Below are 22,192 nucleotides of genomic sequence, written 5' to 3' on the forward strand. Positions count from 1 at the left end.
GATAAGAGATGAATAAAGATATAGAAAGAAAATTAGTTGCAATTCTTGAAATATTAAATAACTATACCGAACCTGTAGGAGCTAACACTATATCAAAAAAATTGGTAGAAAAAGGTATAGAACTATCCGAAAGAGCAGTTAGGTATCACCTAAAGATAATGGACGAAAGGGGCTTAACCAAAGTAGATGGTAAAAAAGGAAGAATCATAACAGATAAAGGTAGAGAAGAAATCAAAAAAGCTTTAGTTGCAGATAAGTTAGGATTTATTATTAGTAAAATTCTAAATTTAGCTTATCAAGTAACCTTAGATAAAAGTGGAAAAGGCAATGTGATTTTAAACTTATCTATAATCAATAAAAAAGACCTCAAAAAATCCCTTCAAATTATAAAAGAGATCCTTAAAAAAGGATATGGAGTAAGCGACAAAATAATCATCTTTGACAAAGAGGAGAAAGAAATTGTCCCTGGTATAATTGTTCCAGAAAAAAAAGTAATTGTTGGTACGGTATGCAGTGTAACAATACATGGAATTTTATTAAAAAGAGGCATTCCTTTAGATGCTAAATTTGGTGGGGTATTGGAAGTTAAAAATCATGAGCCAGTTAGATTTTTAGAAGCCATAAATTATAACGGTTCTACTTTAGATCCTTTAGAAGTATTTATTAAAAGTAGAATGACATCTATATTATCTGTGGTTAAAAATGGAGAAGGTAAAGTACTTGCAACATTTAGAGAACTCCCAAACACAGCAAGGGATGAGACTGAGAAAGTTATAGAAGAAATAAGAGATCTTGGAATAAAAGGTAAAATCTATTTGGGAAAACCTAACCAAGAGCTATTTGGTATCCCAGTAACCCAAGGATCTACAGGTTTAGTAATTATAGGAGGTTTAAACCCATTAGCAGGAGTTATTGAATCAAATATCGATGCTATGAATGAAGCTATGAGTATACTTTATAAATATGAAGATCTTGTACCTATTAAGGATGTTACAAAATAATTCTTTCGATAATCTTGTCTATGCTTGGCAATTTATCTTTTATAAGCTCCCATTTTAATTTTTGATCTTCTATAGACTGTCTTTTCTTTTTTATTACCTCTCTATTTAAAGATGGATTAGGACTTCCCCATGTTTTCTTAGATTTAATACTTTCTTCTGGATTTAATAATTTAAAAATTTCTTCGTCAAAAAGGGGAGAAAAATTTTTCCATTCATCTATACTAAGTTCCTTAAAACTCTTTGAATTATCTTCACAATACTTTACTACTTCTCCCACCGTTTTATGAGCATCCCTAAAGGGCATACCTTTTAAGACTAAATATTCTGCTATATCAGTTGCATAGAGAAAATCATTTCTTAAAATCTTTTCTATTTTATCCATATTAAATTCTAAATTCAGTATAAAATTACTCCATACTTTTAATGCCAATTTTAATTCGTCTATCACCAAAAAAACTGCAGGTTTATCTTCTTGGAGATCTCTATTATAACTTAAGGGTAAAGCCTTCAAAATAGTTAGAATATTCACAAGGTTACCTATAATCTTTCCTGTTTTTCCACGGGTAAGTTCAGCTACATCAGGATTTCTTTTGTGAGGCATCATACTACTACCTGTGGAGTATTCTTCTGGAAGTCTAATAAAAGAAAATTCTTGTGTAGACCATATGACGATCTCTTCAGAAAGCTTAGATAGGTGAGTAAAAACAAGAGATGAAAAATATATAAAATCAGCCACAAAATCCCTATCAGCCACTGAATCCATACTATTATCTGATACTTCTGAAAACCCTAAAATTTCTGCTACATAATATCTATCAAGTGGTAGATTACTTCCTGCTAAAGCTCCAGATCCAAGAGGCATTACATCCAATCTTTTATAGAGTTCACCCAATCTTTCTAAGTCTCTTGCAAACATTGAATCATAAGCCAAAAAATAGTGCCCTATAGAGACTGGCTGTGCTTCTTGTAGATGAGTATAACCAGGCATAGGAAAATCTATATATTTCTCCGCTATATATAAAAGATTTTCTCTAATTTTCAAGATCAATTGAGAAAGTTCATATGCTTCTTCTCTTAAGTAAAGCCTCAAATCTAACGCAACTTGATCATTTCTACTCCTTCCAGAGTGTATCTTTTTGGCTATATCACCGATTTTTTGGATTAGATTTTCTTCTATATACGTATGAATATCTTCACTATCCTTTATATTATAAATATCCTTTTTTAACAATTCATAAAGATTTTTAACTTCCTCTACTAAAACTTTTATCTCCCAATTTGTTATTAGACCAATTTTATTAAGCATTAATACATGGGCTAAAGTACCAATTAAATCAACTTTAAATAGCCTTTTATCAAAATCCAAAGAATAAGTAAATTCTTCTACAGCTTTATCTAATGATTTTCTCCAACGGCTTCCCCAGAGAGCCATACTTCCTCCTTATAAAAATCTTGAATAGCTCTATAATCTATATCCAAATCTCCAAATTCATCAAGCATTTTTATAACTGCATTAAACATATCCTCTGTAACAATACATGGCAACCCAATATCATAACAAGCTCTTCTCCAAACTTTATCCTTATCGTCTATAGCAATAACAAGGTCGAATTCGTAAGATGCAAGGGTAGACATTTCATCATCCTTGAAATTCATTTTTATAAATCCTTCTTTATCTTCAAGAGAATAAAGTTTATAACCCTTTAAAATTAGTTTTTCCCATGGGGCTGAGAAAACTGAGGTTACAAATATTTTCCCTCCATCTATTGGAATTTTAATACCACTGGCATAAAGAGCCTTATAAAGAGCTTTAGCCCATTCATAATCTATTCCCATAACTTCACCTGTAGATCTCATTTCGGGGCCAAGCTCTACTTCGGCGCCTTTAATCTTGGTAAAGGAAAATACAGGAGCCTTAATAGCATAATAATTTGGTTTTGAATAAAGGCCAGGTTTTAAGCCAAGCTCTCTTATGGTATACCCTAAAGCAATTTTAGTTGCATATTTAACTAATGGAAGTTTTAATGCTTTACTTAAATAGGGTACAGTCCTTGATGCTCTTGGATTTGCTTCTAAAACATATACTTCGTTTGTCTTATCAGAGATCACATATTGAATATTTAAAAGTCCTTTAACTTCAAGTCCTAAAGCTATTTTAGTAGAGTAATCCACTATAGTATCTATGATTTCCTTTGATAGAGAATAAGGTGGAAAGACAGCGGTACTATCTCCAGAATGAATTCCTGCCCTCTCAATATGCTCCATAACTCCCGGAATAAAAACTTCCTTGCCATCACAGAGTATGTCAACCTCTGCTTCCTTACCTACAATAAACTGATCCATCCATAAGGGAAGAATTATATCCCTTCTTTTAAAATAACTTTCCAAAGTTTCCATATCTTTTACAATTATCATTGCCCTACCACCCAAAACATATGAAGGCCTCAATAATAAAGGAAAACCAATCTCTTTTATTACCTCTTTTGCCTCTTCTAAGCTTCTTATATAAAATCCTTTAGGTCGTGGTATTTTATTCATCCTTAAAAATCTATCAAATTTTTCTCTATCTTCTGCCAAATCAATACTCTTTTGAGAAGTACCAAGTAGATAAAACCCTCTTTTTTCCAAATTCTTAGATAAGTTTATAGCTGTCTGCCCTCCAAATTGGGAGATAAATCCAAGAGGTTCTTCCTGTTCCATAATATTAGTCACATCTTCACTTGTAAGAGGTTCAAAATAAAGTCTATCAGACATATCAAAATCTGTACTTAACGTCTCAGGATTATTGTTAATCATTATAGAAACAAGTCCCTCTTCTCTTATTGCCTTAACTGCATGGACTGTACAATAGTCAAATTCTATTCCCTGTCCTATTCTTATAGGTCCACTACCTATGACCACTACTGATCTTTGTGGGTTTTTCTGAGCCTCATTTTCATCCTCATATGTGGAGTAGTAATAAGGAGTGTTAGCAGAAAATTCGGCAGCACAAGTATCTACGATCTTATATACAGGAAAGATTTTGTGAAGTCTTCTATAGGCAAAAATATCTTCCTTAGTGGCCCTAAGAAAACATGATAAATCATAATCTCCAAATCCAATCTTTTTCAAACCCTTTAACTCTTCAGGTGTAATTTCATTAAGAGATTTATCTTTATATTTTTTGGATATTTCTATGAGGTTATAAATTTTTGTTAAGAAAAATTTATCAATTTTAGTTAAATCGTGAACTTCATCTATGGAATAACCTCTTATAAATCCTTCAGCTATAAGGAATAATCTTCTATCATCTGCACTCTTTAATCCCTGTCTTATCTCTTCATCTGATATATAAGAAAATCTTCTATCAAACAATCCTACTTCAACTTCTAAAGACCTTAAAGCTTTAAGTAAAGCTTCTTCAAAAGTTCTACCCAGAGCCATAACCTCACCAGTAGCTTGCATCTGCGTACCAAGTTTCCTATTTTTAACTTTAAATTTTTCAAATCCCCATCTTGGAATCTTAACTACAACATAATCTAATGTAGGTTCAAAAGCTGCGTAAGTTTCTCCAGTTACTGGATTTTTAATTTCATCTAAAGTTTTTCCAAGAGCAATCTTAGCTGTAATTCTGGCTATTGGAAAACCTGTGGCTTTTGAAGCCAACGCTGATGATCTGCTTACTCTTGGGTTAACCTCAATCACAAAGTATTCCCTTTTATATGGATTTAAAGCAAATTGAATATTGCATCCCCCTTCAACCTTCAAAGCTGTTATAATTTTCAAAGAAGCACTCCTAAGCATTTGATATTCTATATCATTAAGAGTCTGGGTAGGTGCCACAACAATACTATCACCAGTATGAATTCCCATAGGATCAATATTTTCCATACTACATACTGTTATTACATTTCCTTTTCTATCTCTCATTACCTCAAACTCTATTTCCTTCCAACCTACTACACTTTTCTCAAGAAGGGCTTGACTTACAGGGCTCAACTTTAAACTTCTCAACAACGCTTTTTCAAATTCTTCTTCTGTTTCCACTATTCCCCCACCAGTACCCCCTAAGGTATAAGCTGGCCTTATCACTAAAGGAAGCCCAATAACTTCTAAAGCTTTTCTTCCTTCATCCATGGATCTTACAACAATACTTGGTAAAACGGGTTCACCAATCTCTTCCATTCTCTTTCTAAAAAGTTCCCTATCCTCCGCCATACTTATAGATTCTAGAGAGGCCCCTAAAAGAGGAATTCCATATTTATCAATAACCCCTTTAGATGCAAGTTCCATCGCTAAATTTAAGCCTGTCTGTCCACCAAGAGTAGCAATTATACCATCTGGTCTTTCTTTTTCAATAATTCTTTCTACCACTTCAGCAGTAATAGGTTCTATATAGATCCTATCTGCCATTTCCCAATCTGTCATGATTGTTGCAGGATTAGAATTTATAAGTACTACTTCAATCCCTTCTTCTTTTAAAGCTCTACAAGCTTGGGTACCTGAATAATCAAATTCTGCAGCTTGACCAATAACTATTGGCCCTGAACCAATCACGAGTACTTTTTTATACTTTTTAGACAATCCCTTTCACCTCACTATGAGATTAAATTGTAAAAATCCTCAAAAATATATTTTGTATCCCATGGTCCAGGAGATGCCTCAGGGTGGAACTGTACAGCTATTAAAGGATAGGAATTATGCTTTATTCCCTCCACCGTATTATCATTAAGATTATAGTAATTTACTTCAAAACCTGGTGGTAGAGTTCTATCATCAACGGCATAACTATGATTCTGAGAAGTTATAAAAGTTCTTCCAGAGTCCACATGATAAACAGGATGATTGGCTCCTCTATGTCCAAATTTTAACTTATAGGTTCGAGCCCCCACACTTAATGAAAGAAGTTGAATTCCAAGGCATATACCAAGAATCGGTTTTTCCAGTTTTAATATTCTCCTTATAGTCTCTTGTACATATGGAACATTGGAAGGATCTCCAGGACCATTTGAAAGAACTATTCCATCTGGATTATAGCTTTTAATATCTTCAAAGGATGTCCATGCTGGAAAAACTTTTATTCTTAAATTATACTTTAGAAGCTCTCTTATTATGCCTCTTTTTACTCCAAAATCTATCAGTGCAACTTTCTTACACCCGTCCTCATTTATTTCGTAAGGAATTGTAGTAGTAACCCTTCTTACAAGATCTAAATAATTAAAATCATAAACTCCAAGCTTTTTAACTAACACAAAGGGGTCTTTCTCTTCGGTAGAAATAATAGCTTTCATAGTGCCAAATTTCCTTATTTCACGAACTATAGCCCTTGTATCTATTTTGTGGATACCAATTATCCTATTTTCTATTAAAAATTCCTCTAAGGATTTATCACTATTCCAATGAAATTTATAATCATTAAATTCTCTTGCAACAACACCTGCACAATGAATCTTATTACTTTCCAATCTTTCAGAATCTATCCCATAATTTCCTATTAAAGGATAGGAAAAGACTATTATTTGATTGGCATATGATGGATCAGTAAGTACTTGGGGATATCCCACCATGCTGGTATTAAAAACTATCTCACCTAATGTTTCTCCTTTATATCCAAAACTTTCTCCAATAAAACTATGGCCTGTTTCTAAAACAAGAATAGCCTCTTTGCTCATAAGTTTTCACTCCTCTTTAATAAAACTTCTCTTATTTTGGAAAGGCCATAATCTATTTCTTCTTTTTCTATGATAAGAGGAGGAAGTAGTCTTAGGACATTTTCACCTGCGGATAAGGCTACCACACCCTTCTCAATTAACTCCTCCAAAATATCTCTTACTTTAATCTTTAACTCTATCCCCCACATTAATCCCCTACCTCTTATATCCACTATCAATGGAGATTCGTTTCTTAACTCCAGAAGTTTCCCTTGAAGATAGGAACCCTTCTCCCTAACCCCCCTTAAAAATTTCTCATTGCCAATAGTATCCAGTACTGCAATTCCAGCAGAACAAGCAACTAAATTTCCTCCCATAGTAGTTCCATGACTGCCAGGAGTCATAGCACTTGCTATATCTTTAGTGGTACAAACAGCTCCTAATGGAAGTCCTCCCCCTAAAGCTTTTGCAAGAAGAATTATATCTGCTTGTATTTCATAGAACTCCTCAGCCAGAAAATATCCTGTTCTTCCTATTCCAGTCTGAATCTCATCAAGGATAAGAAGAATTCCTTTTTCCTTAGTTATCCCTCTTACCCTTTTAAGATATTCCTTGTCAGCTGGATAAACACCGCCCTCACCTTGTATAGGTTCCAATATAATAGCACATGTTTCCTCATCTATAGCCTCCTCTAATACCTCTATATTATTAAAAGGGACATAAGTAAATCCAGGTACTAAAGGTTCAAAACCCTCATGATATTTCTTTTGTCCAGTGGCGGATAAAGCACCATATGTTCTACCATGAAAAGAATTTTGCATACTTATAATCTTCCACTTTTTACCCTGGAAAAACTTACGAGCCAATTTAATACTTACCTCAACAGCCTCAGCCCCACTATTAGATAAAAAAAATGCCTCCCTTTTTGTAAGGGAGGCAAGTCTTTCTAAAAGTTCAAACTGCGGTAAATTATAAAATAGATTTGATACATGAGCTAATTTTTCTATCTGATTTTTGACCTTTTCAACTATATGAGGATGGGCATGTCCTAAAGCATTAACTCCAATACCACTACTTAAATCCAGATACTTATTTCCATTGCTATCAAAAAGCCAAACACCTTCACCCCTTACAAAGACAGGCTTGAACCTTTTATAAATAGGAAAAAATCTATCTTCCATTTTTCCACCTCATGTCCTATAATATGCATTTATTTTTACATATTCCTCCGTCAAATCTGAGCCCCATGAAACTGCATTATATCTACCTTCATTTAGTACTATACGCACCATAACTTCCCTATTCTTTAAATAATTTTTGACTTCTTGAGAATTATACCTTAAAGGTTCACTTTTTGCAAAAACTAAATATTCACCAATATAAAGCTCTATCTTTTTTATATCGATGTTGTATCCTGTTTGACCAATACTTGCTAACATTCTACCCCAATTATCATCCCCACCTGCAAAAGCAGCTTTTACTAAATTAGAAGTAATAACAGCTCTTCCTAAAACCCTTGCTTTTTTCAAACTTTCCGCCTTTTCAATTCTAACCTCAATCAATTTAGTGGCTCCTTCTCCATCTTTTGCTATCATCTTTGCCAAATCTTCAGTTAACATGTCAAATCCTTTTTGAAAAATATTCTCTTTAATTTCCTTTTCTGAAGTAGCAAAAAAAAGAACCGTATCATTTGTGCTGGTACATCCATCTACACTTATCTGATGAAATGATTTATCTACACCTCTTCTAAGAACTTTCTTCATAGCATCTTTTTCCAATTTAGCATTTGTGCCTATAAAAACCAACATGGTTGCCATATCAGGATGAATCATACCTGCTCCTTTTGCTATTCCAGATATTATTACATCACCATATTTAACAGATGACATTTTGGGAAAAGTGTCCGTAGTCATAATTGCTTCAGCCACTTCTCTTCCTGAATTCTTAGATAAAACCTTACATGCCATATCAATTCCACTAACTATCTTTTCCATTTCCAGATATGCTCCTATTTTACCTGTAGATGCCACAAAAACTAATTCCTTATCAATACCTAAATTTTGGGCAACTCTTTCTGCCATCATCTCTGCATCCTTTATTCCTTTTTCTCCAGTACATGCATTTGCCTGCCCACTATTTATAACAATTGCTTGGATCATGCCATACTTTTCTAAATGCCTCTTAGAAACAATAATAGGAGCAGCCTTAACAGTATTTTTAGTAAACATAGCTTCAGCGAAAACTGGTTTATCAAGCACAATTAGAGCAAGATCCAATTTATTATCCTCTTTTAAGCCACAGGATACACCTGCTGCTTTTACACTATTTATATCAGTCATATAAATTTCATCAAATTTCCATACCATATTTATCTCTCCTTAATCTATGGATATAAAGGTAAAAAATCAAGTCCTTCTTCCTCTGAAAAACCAAACATAATATTCATGTTTTGTACTGCTTGTCCTGCAGCTCCCTTTATCAAATTATCTATAGCCACAAATATTAGTGCATTTTTAGTATTCTTATCTACTTGAGCACTTATAAATACCCAATTCGTCCCTCTTACTTTCTTAATTTCTGGGGAAGTAAAAGGAGGAAGAACTTTAATAAAAGGTTCATCTTTATATATATTCGTGTACATTTCAAAAAGATATTCAGAAGATATCTCTTCATTTAAAGGTACATATATGGAAGCAAATATACCTCTAAAGGTTGGCAAAAGTTGAGGTACAAATAAAACTTTTATATAACCAAATTCTTTAATCACATTCTCTATTTCAGACTGATGCCTATGATTTAGAATAGAATAAGCCTGAAAATTTTCTGCAATATTTCCATATATATTTTTATCAGAAGGTTTTCTACCTGCACCTGAAATCCCAGATTTTGCATCTATAATTGCAGATCCAAAAGTCTTTCCTTCCTTAATCAATGGATATATCCCTAAAATAGAAGCAGTAGGATAACATCCAGGATTTGCAATATATTTTGCCTTTTTTATTTCTTTTCTAAAAATCTCTGGAAGTCCATATACAACTTCTTCTAATACATTAGGTAATGTATGTTTTATACCATAAATTCTCTCATACTCATAAGGATTTTTAAATCTAAAATCTGCACTTAAATCTATGAATCTTTCTGGAACTCTATTTTCTGATAAAATTTTTAAAAGCTCCCCATTTCCAAGAGCAAAAAAGAATAAATCTAAATCATCCACATATTCTTGGTAATCTTTTCTTTCCCTTATTATTAACTTGTGACTTCTAAATATATCAGCACTATCAAAATGATCAGTAAAAAGACAGATTTTTTCTACTTTTCCATGTCTCAACAAGATCCGAGTAAGTTCTTGTCCTACATATCCAGAAGCACCTACAATACCTACTCTAATCATTTTGGTTTCCCCTTAATGCATATAGATAATTCTGAAGTCCAAAAAGTTTTATAAAACCTACTGCTGACTCAGTTGAAAAGGTGCTTCCTTTATCATAAGTAGCAAGCCCATGATCATACAAAGAGTAGGGAGACATTCTTCCTACTACAGAGAAATTCCAAGGCATAAGCTTTATTCTTACTTTTCCTGTGACTCTTTCTTGAGTTTTATCCATAAAGGCTTGAATAGCTTCTCTAAAAGGATCAAACCAAAGGCCATAATATACAAGTTCAGCATATTTCTCCTCAAGAATCTTTTTAAAATGTGCGAGTTCTCTTGGTAATACCATATCTTCTAAAGCCTCATGAGCCTTTATTATTACCACCGCAGAGGGTGCCTCATAAATTTCTCTAGATTTGATTCCCACAAGTCTATTTTCAATATGATCTATTCTTCCTATCCCATATGAACCAACAATCTCATTCAAATTTTCTATTATTTGTAATAGATTTTTTCTTTCACCATTTAAGTCCACAGGTACCCCTTTTTCAAAAGTAATTTCAATATAAGATGGTTCCTCCTTCTTTAATTTTGTCCATTGATAAATTTCCTCTGGAGGTTCCTGCCATGGATCTTCTAAAATTCCACCCTCTATACTTCTTCCCCACAAATTCTCATCAATACTAAAAGGACTTTTTCTTGAAACAGGTATAGGTATATTATTCTCTATTGCATAATCTATCTCTTCTTCTCTCGAAAAATTCCATTCCCTAACTGGAGCAATAATTTCTAAATCTGGTGCTAATGCCTTCACCCCAAGATCTATTCTAACCTGATCATTTCCTTTTCCAGTACACCCATGAGCTACATACTTTGCTCCATTTTCCTTTGCCACTTTAACTAAATATTTAGCAATAAGAGGTCTTGATAGAGCTGTGGCAAGAGGATAAACTCCTTCATACATAGCATTTGCTCTTATAGCAGGAATTATATAATCATTTACAAATTCCTCCTTTAAATCAAGAACATAAGCCTTTTCTACCCCTAAATTTTCAGCCTTTTTCTTTATTTCTTCCAAATCTATCCCCTGCCCAATATCTACCGTTAAAGTTATCACATCTAAAGAATATTTTTGCATAAGCCATTTTATGGCCACAGAGGTATCTAACCCTCCAGAATATGCAAGCACTACTTTATCTTTACTCATAACCATATACCTCTCAACCAATTTTGAAAAATTATAACATAAAAATGCAAATTTATGCATTCTTTTAACAAACTTTAACAATCATTGTCAATTTTCGATTTTTCTTATATAATCAAAAACAAAGACCTAAAGGAAAGGGGGAAGGAAATTGAATATTTTTTTGGTTATTTTATTAGTAATCTTTATCGCACTATTAGTATATGATATTTATTTGAGAAAAAAGGAAAAAGTAAAAATCAATATTCAAAAGATGAGTAAAGATGATGTAATAGCTAGTGCTTCTAACACTATGAAATTGGATGCTACAATTCTTCCTATAAACTGGGCATACCTAATCATAAAACATGGAGAAGATAGAGGTAAAGATTTTAAAATTATTAAAGATGAAACAACTATTGGAAGAGAAAAGGAAAATGATATTGTAATAGTTAATCCCACAGTATCAAGATTTCATGCAAAAATAATGAGAAGTGAGGATAAATATTTTATAGAGGATTTGGGAAGTGCTAATGGAACAATGGTAAATGGATTAAAAGTTAACAAGGAACTTTTACATGATGGAGATATCATACAATTAGGAGATGTGGTTTTAGTATTTAAATGCCTCTAATTATCTTTTTTATCTGTATCCCTTCTTATAATTGTATCTGAAGATGCAATATTTTTTTCTTCATAAGGATGTAAAGGATAACCTCTATTGAGGTCATCAATTAATTCTTCTGGAGTTTGATATCTAAATTCTGGAAAACGAGCAGTCATTTTTTTAATAATCATAGCTATTCCCTCAGGTATATTGGGATCGATACTCCTTACATCTGCTAACTCTTCTTGATATCTTTTTAACATAAGAGAAATAGTTGTTTCTTCAGCATAAGGTAATAATCCAGTTAACATTTCATAAAAAACTATTCCTAAGGAAAAAATATCAGATCTAATATCTACTTTTTTACCTTCTAACTGTTCCGGAGATGCATACTGAGGAGTACCCATAAAAACGCCTGTCTGAGTTAATGTTACAAGTCCCCCTATTCGGGCAATTCCAAAATCCATGAGTTTTACCTTACCATCATTAGTTATCATAATATTTTGAGGTTTTATATCTCTATGTACGATATTTTTTGAATTTGCATAGGAAAGAGCACAAGCTACCTTCTTTATAATTTCCACTGCTAAATCCACAGGTATAGGACCTTTCTCCTCCATAATTTTCTTCAAATCTTTTCCTGACACATATTCCATTACCATAAATACATAATCATCCTCTTCTCCATGATCAAGCACCTTAACAATATTTGGATGATCAAGATCTTTACATACTTGTATTTCTCTATAAAATCTTTCTAAGACCTCTTTATCTTCTGCATATTGGGGATGAAGTATTTTTATGGCAACATCCTTCTTAGTAACTAAATCTTTTGCCAAATAAACTGAAGCCATACCCCCAGATCCTAGTTTTTTCAATATTTTATATCTTTTCTTAATAGTAATTCCTTCTAATCTTTCCTTAGGCAGTATACTCTGATATACCAAATTTCCTAAAAAACCCAATACCATCCCAAGAGAAGGAGAAACCACAGGAGCTATAATATGTTTCAAGAACAAATAATAAGAAAGTCCAAAATATGATAAGATAAAAAAGATAGTTATAAAAACATTCAAAACCATCTTTTTACCTAAAAAAATACCTGTAAAAAATACAGAAAGAAAATTAATTATTAGAATTAAAGGGAAGATTAGGGTTTCAAAATAATCATTATTTAACAAATTATCAAGAATATTAGCATGGATTTCTACACCCGGCATATATGAATATGATTTTCCAGAAGGGGATAAATATCCCGAAAAAGGATGGAGAAAAGTATCTTTTAACATAGGAGAAACAGCTCCCACAAAAATAATCTTATTCTTAAAAGTATTAGGAGTGAATCTCCCATTTAAAACATCTATATAGGAAAAATATCTAAATGATCCTTCTCCACCCCTAAAATTTATATAAAAGAAATCAGGTAATTTATAAATATACTTATATGGAAATTCATTTCTAACTATTCCATAAACCACAAGTGGTAATGAATAGTGTTTAATACCTGCCTCATTCACCTCATAAGGTCTTGCCCTTCTGACCTTATTATCGTCATCTATTAATACATTACTATAACCCGTAGCAAGAGAAGCTTCCTTTATTATATCTACCGGTTCTTTTAGAGAAAGTAGACTTATATTAAGCCTTTTATCAAAATAAGTATATAAATAATTAGATAAAACAACCTTCTTAAAGGATTTCAAGCTTTTAGCCAATACGGTATCCTTAGCTGTTTTGATATCAAACAAAATATCAAAAACTACAAGCTTAGGATTTTCTTTTTTTAGAACTTCAAGAAATCTACCATGAATAGATCTTTCCCAAGGCCAATTTCCAATACCTTCAATTGAGTTATCATCTATACCAACAATAACAATATCTTCTGAGGGTTTTGTCTCTCCCCTAATATGAAATCTTAGATCTATAGTTTGTTTCTCCCATACCTTAAAAAAGGTTAAAGAGGACAAACCTAAGAGTAATACAAAGAATACTAAAAGTATACCTATCTTAATGAAAACCCTTCTCATAGAAATATTTTACATTAAAAATGAATTTTTAAAAAGCATCAAATAAACAAAGCCAAAATAGCTTTTTGTATGTGTAACCTGTTTTCTGCCTGATCAAAAACCACCGAATGTTCCCCATCCATAACATCATCTGTAATCTCTTCACCTCTATGGGCTGGAAGACAATGCATTACTATAACATCATCTTTTGCCAAACTAACAAGATCTTTGTTTAACTGATATGGAGGAAAAACCCTTCTCCTTAACTCTTTCTCTTCCTCTTGTCCCATACTTACCCATACATCTGTATATAAAACATCAGCATTTTTCACTGCTTCTTTGGGATCTTCTATAATTTTCACACTTCCACCTGTTTTCATAGCCAAATCCTCAGCCTTTCTTATAACCTCTAAAGGAGGATAGTATTCTTTCGGAGATGAGCATACTATCTCCATACCTAAAAGAGCTCCTGCCAAAATTAATGAATTAGCCACATTATTTCCATCTCCAAGATAAACTATCTTTAATTTTTTATATCCCTTTTTTTCAAAAATAGTATAGTAATCAGAAATAACTTGACATGGATGTTCCAAATCAGAAAGCCCGTTTATCACCGGTATATTAGACCATTTTGCTAACTCTTCTAAAGTTGAATGTTGATAAACCCTTGCCATTATACCATCCACATATCTTTCAAGTACCCTCGCTGTATCAGAAATTGTTTCCCCTCTCTTTAATTGCATATCTTGAGCATTAAGATAAAGGGGATGTCCTCCCAATTGATATACTCCTACCTCAAAAGATATTCTTGTCCTAGTAGATGGTTTTTCAAAAAATAAAGCTACCGTTTTTCCTTTCAGATAATCATGCTGTTTTTTTCCAGAAAGAAAATCACTTTTCAAACTTTTAGCAAGATAAAATATATACTCCATTTCTTCTTTTGAAAGATCCAAAATAGAAAGTAGGTCTCTTCCCTTCATGTATCCCATAAAAATAATCCTCCCAACAAATAATTATTTTACTTAATTTTAAATTATACATTAAATTTTTCATTTAATATTAGTCTTATCTGAAGATTAAAAATTTGATATTATAAAAGCTATGAGTCTAAGAGAAAAGGATTATAGCTGGAATTTTATAGTAAATGCCATAGATAATGCATTCTTTAATTTGGGAATGACCTTTGGTTCTATTCAGACCCTCTTACCCTTATTTGCCAAGAATTTAGGTGCTGGAAATCTTGAGATTGGATTAATTCCTGCAATTGCAAACTTAGGATGGGCAATACCAGCCATATTAGGTGCAAGAGCTTCAGAAAGATATAAAATAAAAATAGAATTAGTATTAAAAGTAACCATGGGAGAAAGACTTCCATATCTTTTTATGTCTTTTATAGCTTTCTTTTTAGCATCTCCTTTTCCAAAACTTTCTTTATATTTGTCATTATTTTTACTTGCCATTGCAACATTCTCGATGGGATTTTTAGGACCTCCTTGGATGAGCATGATAAGTAAGGTAATACATCCAAGTAAAAGAGGAACCTTTTTCGCAATGGGAAATGGTTTAGGAGCTATAATGGGGATTGGAGGTGCTTTTTTAGCGAGATATTTCCTTTCTACCTATCAATTTCCAATAAACTTTGGCTATTCTTTCCTTTGTGCTGGAATAGCTCTATTAATATCCTTTGTTTTCCTATCTTTGACCAGAGAGGAACCTGACGAAAATGAAGTTCAAGATACCTCCCTCACTGAGTATATCAAAAGTATAAAGATAGTCTTTAAAGATAAAAATTTTAGAAATTATACAATCTCAAGAATTCTAAACACCTTTTCATTATCCTTTATCAGTTTTGTATCAGTTTTCTCTGTAAAACAATTTAAAATTCCAGATAAGATAGTTGCAGATTTTACAGGTATCCTTTTAATTTCTCAAGCTCTTTCATCCTTTATCATAGGCCCCATAGGAGATAAATTTGGTCACAAGATAACCCTCCTTTTGGGAAGAATTTCAACAATAATATCTCTTATCCTTCTCTTAACTGCAAATAATATAATTTCTTTCTATATGGTTTATATTTTTATCGGAATCATAAATAGTGCTTTCTACATTGGAGATTTAGCCTTTATACTTGATCTTTCCCCTTCCCAAAGAAGAGAACTTTATTTAGGATCTATCAACCTTATTTTTGCCCCTTTTTCCTTTATAGCTCCTATTTTGGCAGGAAAAATTGCAGATACAAAAGGATATTACTTTCTTTTTCATTGCTTTCTCCTTTTAGGAATAATAAATATTCTATATTTCGTATATAAAGTGGAGGATCCAAAGAAAAATGTCAAAAACATTAATAACTCTGATTCTAATTAGTTTATTAGGATTTATCTCCAAATATAAGATATTTAGAGAAGAAGATAGAGAGATATTTTCAAAATTCGTATACAACTTTTCTTTACCTGCTTTAGTATTTTATTCTATCTACACTAACCCCCCACAAATTTCATTATATAAAGTAGTAATTGTGGAATGGATAGTTAGTATCATAACTGGTATTCTTGCTTTACTTATAGGTTTTGGATTAAATCTAAACAAAAAAACTATTGGAAGCCTTTTTCTTGTAAGTGTGGGTGGTAATGTAACCTTTCTTGGATATCCTATTATGGAGAAACTTTATGGAAATCAAGGTTTAACCGTTGCTATCATTTATGATCAATTGGGTATGATTATTTTTATATACACAATAGGTATTATCTTGATAAGTTTGCTAAGTGTTCAGAAAGTAAATCTTAACTTTACAATAAAAAAAGTATTAAATAATCCCCCCTTATGGGGATTAATTTTAGGATTTATACTTTCTCCCTATAAACTTCCTGATTTTTTAATCGATAGTCTTTCCATATTAGGAAAAGCCACAACACCACTCATGATGTTTCTTTTAGGTTTATCCTTTTCAAAACCACAAAAAAACAATAAATCCACATTAGGTATTATCTCAGGTATTACCTTAAAACTTCTCTTATTTCCCTTTCTTGCTTTAATCTTTTCAAGAGTATTAGGAATAACCGATGTACCCTATAAAGTCACTGTATTAGAATCCGCTATGCCATCCATGCTCACAGCCTTAGTGCTTGCCTTACAATTTGATTTGGACTCTGCTTTCGCCTCCCATGTAATAATTTATTCTACGTTAATTTCTCTTATCACACTAAACTTATGGATAGGGGTGATATAAGATGATAGCTTTCTTAAAGGTAACCATTATTTTTGGTATTATTGTAGTATTAATATCCAAAAAATTCCCTCTTCATTGGGCACTTTTAGGTGGAAGCATAATTATGGGTATAAGCTTTGGCCTATCCACAAATACTATTTTAAAATCCTTTTTTGAAGCAGTTAAAGACTGGAATACTATTAGTCTTCTTTTAATCCTATATCTCATAGCAGTATTTGAATCTATATTAAAAGAAAAAGAAGTATTAAAAAAAATGGTTAATTCACTAAAAAGTTTGATTAAAGATGATAAAATTCGTTTAATATCTATGCCAATCATAATGGGCCTTCTCCCATCTGTAGGCGGAGCTCTTTTTTCTGCACCTTTCATAGAAGAATCAACAGACAATGATAATTTAGAACCTGAAAGAAAGAGCTATATAAATTATTGGTTCAGGCATATATGGGAACCATTTCTACCTATATACCCAGGAATTATATTGATTTCAGCTCTAACCCAAACTCCTATAAACATCCTTGTAAAAGAAGCCTTACCCTATGGATTATTCGTACTTGCTATAGGTTTACTTTTTTCCTTTTATAAAATGCCTTCTAAAGATATCTATTCCTTAGAACAAGTTCAAAATCAAAATTTAGAAAATCAAGAAATATCAGTTTCTCAAAATCCCGTTAAAGATTTTATAATCTCTTTCCTACCTATTTTGATATTAATCTTTGCTGTAATCTTTCTTCATTTTGATCTTTTATATGTTCTTTTAGGAATTGTTATTTTGCTTTTTGTTATATTTCGTTTTGATATACACCAAATTTTTAATACATTAAAGACTTCAATAAAACCACAGAATCTAACCTTGATATTAGGAGTAATGATCTTCAAAAAAATGTTAGAAGTTACAGGAGCAGTATCAGATATTGCCTATTTACTTAACTTTTCTTTCATTCCAACTCCTCTTATTTTCTTTTTGATACCCTTTATAGTTGGCATATTAACTGGGGTTACCTCTGCTTCTATTGGAATTAGCTTTCCAATATTAATGGGAATGCTTCCATATGTTAATCCATTAAAATACATCTTATTGGCATTCTTAAGCGGATATTTAGGAGTAATGGTATCTCCTATGCATCTTTGTTTAGTTCTTACAAGGGAATATTTTAATGCTGATTGGAATAAAGTTTACAAGTATATAATGAAAAGTGGAATTTTACTTGGAATTTTTACATTTTTAAGATTTTTGATATAATAAAAACATAATATTTCCATAGGAGGATTTAAAAAACAATGAGGTATTTAAAAAAAACCCTTCTTTTCCTACTGATTTTATTTCTTCTTATTAGCCTCTCTTTCTCTCAAACTTCCAATTTAATAGATATAAAGATACTCCACATTAATGATTTTCATGGAAGACTTCTACCATACATTGTGAAAAGCATTAACGAGAAAATTCCAATAGGTGGTGGAGCCTATTTAGCCTATATGATAAACAAAGAAAGAGCTAAGAATCCAGAAGGCACCATACTTTTTTCTGCTGGAGATATGAGATATGTTCCAAGGTACCCCTATATCAAATATATTTAAAGGCGAACCCGCTATTAAAATAATGAATTATCTAAAGTTTGATGCCATGACCATTGGAAATCATGAATTTGATTGGGGACAAGATGCTCTGCAACAATGGATAAAATCTTCTAATTTTTCCTTTTTAGCGGGAAATATATTTAAAAGATGAAATATATCTTCCAAATGTTAAACCCTATATCATTATTGAGAGAAAAGGTCTAAAAATTGCAATAATAGGACTTACAACTACTGAAACTGCTTATATAGTAAAACCTGATTATGTTAAAGATTTAACTTTTATAGAACCTGAAAAAGTACTCCCTAATTTAATTAGGGAAGTAAAAAACAAGGAGCCAATTTAATAATAGTATTATCCCACTTAGGTTACGATGCAGATAAAGCCCTTGCAGAAAAGGTTCCTGGAATTGATATAATAGTAGGAGGACATAGCCATACAGTAGTTACAGATCCTGTAATAGTTAGAGGAACAATTATTGTACAAGCAGGATACAATGGTATATATTTAGGGGTTTTAGATTTAAAAGTACAACCCGAAACTGGTTTAATTTTAGGTTTTACAAAAGAAAAAGAGCTAAAAACTGTTTTTGCAGGACCCGAGGATAAATATGATCCTGAGGTAGCCGAAATAATTGACAAATATAATGCTCAACTTAAAGAAGAATTTTCTAAAATTGTAGGGGAAACTCTTGTGGATCTTGTAAGAAATTATAATGAAGAATCAAACGTAGGTAATGCAATATGTGATGCAATGTTAGAAGCAAGTAATGCCCAAATTGCATTCCAAAATAGCGGTGGCATAAGAATAGATATTCCTAAGGGGAAAATAGCAATGGAACAAGTATATACTCTACTTCCCTTTGATAATGTATTGGTAATAATGGATCTAACAGGAAAAGACATATTAGATCTTTTAGAACAAAGCGCTACCTTAGAAAAGGGTATTTTACAAACTTCAGGAATTAGAGTAAAATATAATATGACAAGACCAATAGGATCAAGGGTGATGGAGGTCTTTGTTGGGAATGAAAACCCTTAGATTTAAACAAGGTTTATAGAGTAGTAACCAATGATTTTCTTGCTACAGGTGGAGACAAATTTATAGCTTTCACAAGAGGCAAAATCATTGGTTACGGAGATATGTTAAGAGATGTTTTTGTAGAATACTTGAAAAAACATTCTCCTATAAATCCAAAGGTGGAAGGAAGGAGTATAATTATAAAGTAATTTGAAAGAAAAGATTAAGGTTTTTGTAAATAATAAATTGTTAGAAGTATTTCAGGGCATGCTTTACTTGCATGCCCTGATTTCTTATGACATGGATATTTATAAAAAATGCATAGATGGGGAATATATTGTCGTTAATGAAGATGGTTTTGAGATTGGATTAGAAGGAGCTCTTTCAGATAATGCTAAAATATATATTAAACAAAGGAGGGAAAAAAGTTGTTTAGAAAGACCAAAATAGTATGTACAATAGGTCCTGCCAGTGAAAAAGAAGAAGTATTAAAGGAACTTATTAAAGTAGGTATGGATGTAGCAAGATTAAACTTCTCCCATGGAGATTATAGCGTCCATGGAGAAAGAATAAGACTCATAAGAAAATTTTCAGAAGAATTAGACAAGCCAATTCCTATTATTCAAGACCTTCAAGGACCTAAAATAAGGATAGGAGAATTAGAAAAGGACAAAATATTTATTAAAGATGGAGAAGAAATCTATCTTACTCCTAAGGAAATTATAGGCAACGAGAAAATTCTTTATGTTAACTATCCCTATCTATTAGAGGATGTGAATATTGGAGATAGAATACTTATAGATGATGGACTTATAGAATTGAAAGTCTTGGATAAAAAAGAAGACAAATTAGTATGTGGAATTATTCATGGGAATTATCTTTCAGAAAGAAAAGGAGTTAATTTCCCAGACTCTAAATTAAGAGTTTCACCTCTTACAGAGAAGGATAAAAAAGATACCATATTTGGCATCGAAAACAAGGTAGATTACATTGCATTGTCCTTTGTGCAAAGAGCTTCCGATATCATAGAGTTAAAAGAATTCCTTGAATTATATGATGCCAAAATTCCTGTAATAGCCAAAATTGAAAAAAGAGAAGCAGTAAATAATTTTAAAGAAATATTAGAAGTAGCAGATGCTATAATGGTAGCAAGAGGAGATTTAGCAATAGAGATTTCAAATGAGGAAGTACCCTTAATTCAAAAAAGAATAATAAAGGAAACAAGATTAGCAGGAAAACCTGTAATTACAGCCACCCAAATGTTAATATCTATGGTAAGTAATCCTACTCCTACAAGAGCAGAAGTAAGTGATGTGGCAAATGCCATATTAGACGGTACTGATGCTATTATGTTATCAAACGAAACTGCGATGGGTAAATATCCTATAGAAAGCGTAAAAATGATGGATAAAATTGCAAAGAAAGTTGAAGAAAGCTTTCCATATGACGATTTCTTAAAAGAAACAGATTGTAATACTACTATAACTAAAGCTATAACTTTCTCCACATGCCAAATAGCCAAAGAAATAAAAGCTTCAGCTATTGTAACAGCTACTCATAGTGGTTTTACAGCAAGACAAATATCAAAATATAGACCCAATGCTCCCATATTTGCCATCACCCACTTTCCTGAAGTAAGAAGAAGACTCAACCTATCTTGGGGTGTAATTCCACTTTTAACTGAGATTTTTTACACTACCGATGAAATGTTTGAAAAATCCACCAAATTACTTCTTCAGAAAGCATATGTTAAAAGAGGAGACACAGTTGTAATTACAGCTGGTATACCCATGGGAATCTCTGGGATGACAAATCTTATAAAGGTACATGTAATAAGTGATATCATAGGACAAGGACATGGACTTGGCGGAGATTCCAAAACCGCTAAGGTTATATTAGCCCAAAATGCTAAAGAAGTTCTTAGTAAAGATATAGATGGAGCCATATTATTGATAAAGTCTTATGATCAAGAGATAGAACCTCTCCTTGACAAATTAGTTGGTCTCATTATTGAAGATGAAAAAATTCAACCATCATTAATCCCATGGAGGAGTAAGGGTTTAGGGATAATAGTTGGAACCAAAAATCTTTTTGAAAAATTAAGAGATAATGAGATTATCACCATAGACCCTGAAAGGGGAGTAATATACCGTGGGGTGGCAAGAATATCTTAAAAAGGAAAGAAAGAAAAGAAATCCTACAAATAAAACACTTTTAGTTCTTTTTCTTCTATATCTAAGCCCATCTATATATATGGGGATTAGAGATTATATAACTTACTCCCAAAAACTAAAGGAACTTTATCAAAGAAAATCAGTCCTTGAAAAAAAAGTTAAAGAATTAAGAGAGATAGCTTACAATACAGATGATCCATATATAATAGAGAAAATTGCAAGGGAAAAACTTTTCATGGCAAAACCTAATGAAGAACCTATCTTAATAATTGAAAGAAAAGAAGAAAAAAATTTTTGGGATAAAATAATAGGTCTTTTTAAAAAGTAGTATTTTGATATAATATCACTTGATAAAACTAAACCTATAGCAGGGGTGAAAGAAATGGGAAAACAGTGGAG

At 32.0% G+C, this 22,192-nt stretch carries 20 protein-coding genes and 1 pseudogene; 11 read left to right on the forward strand and 10 right to left on the reverse strand.

The window, feature by feature from the left end; genetic code table 11:
* Positions 1-8: 8 nt before the first annotated feature.
* Positions 9-1,001: a DUF128 domain-containing protein gene (locus tag ACY3JO_RS09445; protein ID WP_463084741.1), complete on the forward strand. Its 993-nt coding sequence runs from the start codon at positions 9-11 to the stop codon at positions 999-1,001.
* On the opposite strand, the gene argH is transcribed toward ACY3JO_RS09445, so the two are convergent.
* From argH to ACY3JO_RS09480, 7 genes are read right to left on the reverse strand one after another with little or no spacing between them, the layout of a single operon-like run.
* Positions 991-2,433, reverse strand: coding sequence for an argininosuccinate lyase (gene argH / locus ACY3JO_RS09450; RefSeq protein ID WP_463084742.1), 1,443 nt, complete (start codon positions 2,431-2,433; stop codon positions 991-993). The two genes, ACY3JO_RS09445 and argH, sit on opposite strands and share 11 nt — an antisense overlap.
* Positions 2,397-5,564, reverse strand: coding sequence for a carbamoyl-phosphate synthase (glutamine-hydrolyzing) large subunit (gene carB / locus ACY3JO_RS09455; protein ID WP_463084743.1), 3,168 nt, complete (start codon positions 5,562-5,564; stop codon positions 2,397-2,399). The genes argH and carB overlap by 37 nt, the downstream gene beginning before the upstream one ends.
* Before the next feature lie 14 nt (positions 5,565-5,578).
* Positions 5,579-6,652 (reverse strand): glutamine-hydrolyzing carbamoyl-phosphate synthase small subunit, encoded by a 1,074-nt coding sequence (gene carA / locus ACY3JO_RS09460; RefSeq protein WP_463084744.1) that lies wholly within the window; start codon positions 6,650-6,652, stop codon positions 5,579-5,581.
* On the reverse strand, positions 6,649-7,812 hold the full coding sequence (locus tag ACY3JO_RS09465; RefSeq protein ID WP_463084745.1) for an aspartate aminotransferase family protein: 1,164 nt from the start codon (positions 7,810-7,812) through the stop codon (positions 6,649-6,651). Before ACY3JO_RS09465 ends, carA begins: the two co-directional genes overlap by 4 nt.
* A gap of 9 nt (positions 7,813-7,821) precedes the next feature.
* Positions 7,822-8,997, reverse strand: a complete 1,176-nt coding sequence (gene argJ / locus ACY3JO_RS09470) for a bifunctional glutamate N-acetyltransferase/amino-acid acetyltransferase ArgJ (RefSeq protein WP_463084746.1) — start codon at positions 8,995-8,997, stop codon at positions 7,822-7,824.
* A 17-nt stretch (positions 8,998-9,014) separates the two neighbouring features.
* Positions 9,015-10,025, reverse strand: coding sequence for an N-acetyl-gamma-glutamyl-phosphate reductase (gene argC / locus ACY3JO_RS09475; protein WP_463084747.1), 1,011 nt, complete (start codon positions 10,023-10,025; stop codon positions 9,015-9,017).
* Positions 10,018-11,211, reverse strand: a complete 1,194-nt coding sequence (locus ACY3JO_RS09480; RefSeq protein WP_463084748.1) for an argininosuccinate synthase — start codon at positions 11,209-11,211, stop codon at positions 10,018-10,020. The genes argC and ACY3JO_RS09480 overlap by 8 nt, the downstream gene beginning before the upstream one ends.
* Before the next feature lie 148 nt (positions 11,212-11,359).
* Here ACY3JO_RS09480 and ACY3JO_RS09485 point away from each other — a divergent pair, with 148 nt between their 5' ends.
* Positions 11,360-11,821 carry an FHA domain-containing protein gene (locus ACY3JO_RS09485; RefSeq protein WP_463084749.1) on the forward strand — a complete coding sequence of 154 codons (462 nt, stop codon included), beginning with the start codon at positions 11,360-11,362 and terminating at the stop codon, positions 11,819-11,821.
* Here ACY3JO_RS09485 and ACY3JO_RS09490 read toward each other — a convergent pair.
* Both ACY3JO_RS09490 and argF read right to left on the reverse strand, forming a co-directional pair.
* Positions 11,818-13,821, reverse strand: coding sequence for a protein kinase domain-containing protein (locus ACY3JO_RS09490; RefSeq protein WP_463084750.1), 2,004 nt, complete (start codon positions 13,819-13,821; stop codon positions 11,818-11,820). The two genes, ACY3JO_RS09485 and ACY3JO_RS09490, sit on opposite strands and share 4 nt — an antisense overlap.
* Positions 13,822-13,859: 38 nt before the next feature.
* Positions 13,860-14,789 carry an ornithine carbamoyltransferase gene (argF, locus tag ACY3JO_RS09495; RefSeq protein ID WP_463084751.1) on the reverse strand — a complete coding sequence of 310 codons (930 nt, stop codon included), beginning with the start codon at positions 14,787-14,789 and terminating at the stop codon, positions 13,860-13,862.
* Positions 14,790-14,901: 112 nt separating this feature from the next.
* On the opposite strand from argF, the gene ACY3JO_RS09500 reads away from it, so the two are divergent.
* The 4 genes from ACY3JO_RS09500 to ACY3JO_RS09515 are packed head-to-tail and all read left to right on the forward strand — an operon-like array spanning position 14,902 to position 18,601.
* Positions 14,902-16,164, forward strand: a complete 1,263-nt coding sequence (locus tag ACY3JO_RS09500) for an MFS transporter (protein ID WP_463084752.1) — start codon at positions 14,902-14,904, stop codon at positions 16,162-16,164.
* Positions 16,130-17,026, forward strand: coding sequence for an AEC family transporter (locus ACY3JO_RS09505; protein ID WP_463084753.1), 897 nt, complete (start codon positions 16,130-16,132; stop codon positions 17,024-17,026). The genes ACY3JO_RS09500 and ACY3JO_RS09505 overlap by 35 nt, the downstream gene beginning before the upstream one ends.
* Position 17,027: 1 nt before the next feature.
* Positions 17,028-18,266: a DUF401 family protein gene (locus ACY3JO_RS09510; protein ID WP_463084754.1), complete on the forward strand. Its 1,239-nt coding sequence runs from the start codon at positions 17,028-17,030 to the stop codon at positions 18,264-18,266.
* A gap of 38 nt (positions 18,267-18,304) precedes the next feature.
* Positions 18,305-18,601: a hypothetical protein gene (locus ACY3JO_RS09515; protein WP_463084755.1), complete on the forward strand. Its 297-nt coding sequence runs from the start codon at positions 18,305-18,307 to the stop codon at positions 18,599-18,601.
* A 366-nt stretch (positions 18,602-18,967) separates the two neighbouring features.
* Here the strand turns inward: ACY3JO_RS09515 and ACY3JO_RS09520 are convergent, their stop codons facing one another.
* A complete protein-coding gene (locus ACY3JO_RS09520; RefSeq protein WP_463084756.1) occupies positions 18,968-19,240 on the reverse strand; it encodes a hypothetical protein in 273 nt (90 codons plus the stop codon).
* A gap of 52 nt (positions 19,241-19,292) precedes the next feature.
* Between ACY3JO_RS09520 and ACY3JO_RS09525 the strand changes: the two genes are divergently transcribed.
* The 5 genes and pseudogenes from ACY3JO_RS09525 to ACY3JO_RS09545 all read left to right on the forward strand — a co-directional run bounded on the left by ACY3JO_RS09525 (position 19,293) and on the right by ACY3JO_RS09545 (position 22,121).
* Positions 19,293-19,640, forward strand: a complete 348-nt coding sequence (locus tag ACY3JO_RS09525; RefSeq protein WP_463084757.1) for a 5'-nucleotidase C-terminal domain-containing protein — start codon at positions 19,293-19,295, stop codon at positions 19,638-19,640.
* Positions 19,641-19,669: 29 nt separating this feature from the next.
* Positions 19,670-19,828 (forward strand): annotated as a pseudogene (locus ACY3JO_RS09530) (bifunctional metallophosphatase/5'-nucleotidase); the annotation flags it as partial.
* 1 nt (position 19,829) lies between these two features.
* A complete protein-coding gene (locus ACY3JO_RS09535) occupies positions 19,830-20,069 on the forward strand; it encodes a hypothetical protein (RefSeq protein WP_463084758.1) in 240 nt (79 codons plus the stop codon).
* On the forward strand, positions 20,048-21,793 hold the full coding sequence (gene pyk / locus ACY3JO_RS09540) for a pyruvate kinase (RefSeq protein WP_463084759.1): 1,746 nt from the start codon (positions 20,048-20,050) through the stop codon (positions 21,791-21,793). The genes ACY3JO_RS09535 and pyk overlap by 22 nt, the downstream gene beginning before the upstream one ends.
* On the forward strand, positions 21,771-22,121 hold the full coding sequence (locus ACY3JO_RS09545; protein WP_463084760.1) for an FtsB family cell division protein: 351 nt from the start codon (positions 21,771-21,773) through the stop codon (positions 22,119-22,121). The genes pyk and ACY3JO_RS09545 overlap by 23 nt, the downstream gene beginning before the upstream one ends.
* The last annotated feature ends 71 nt before the right edge of the window (positions 22,122-22,192 follow it).

The organism is Dictyoglomus sp. LHC4 (assembly GCF_055181355.1).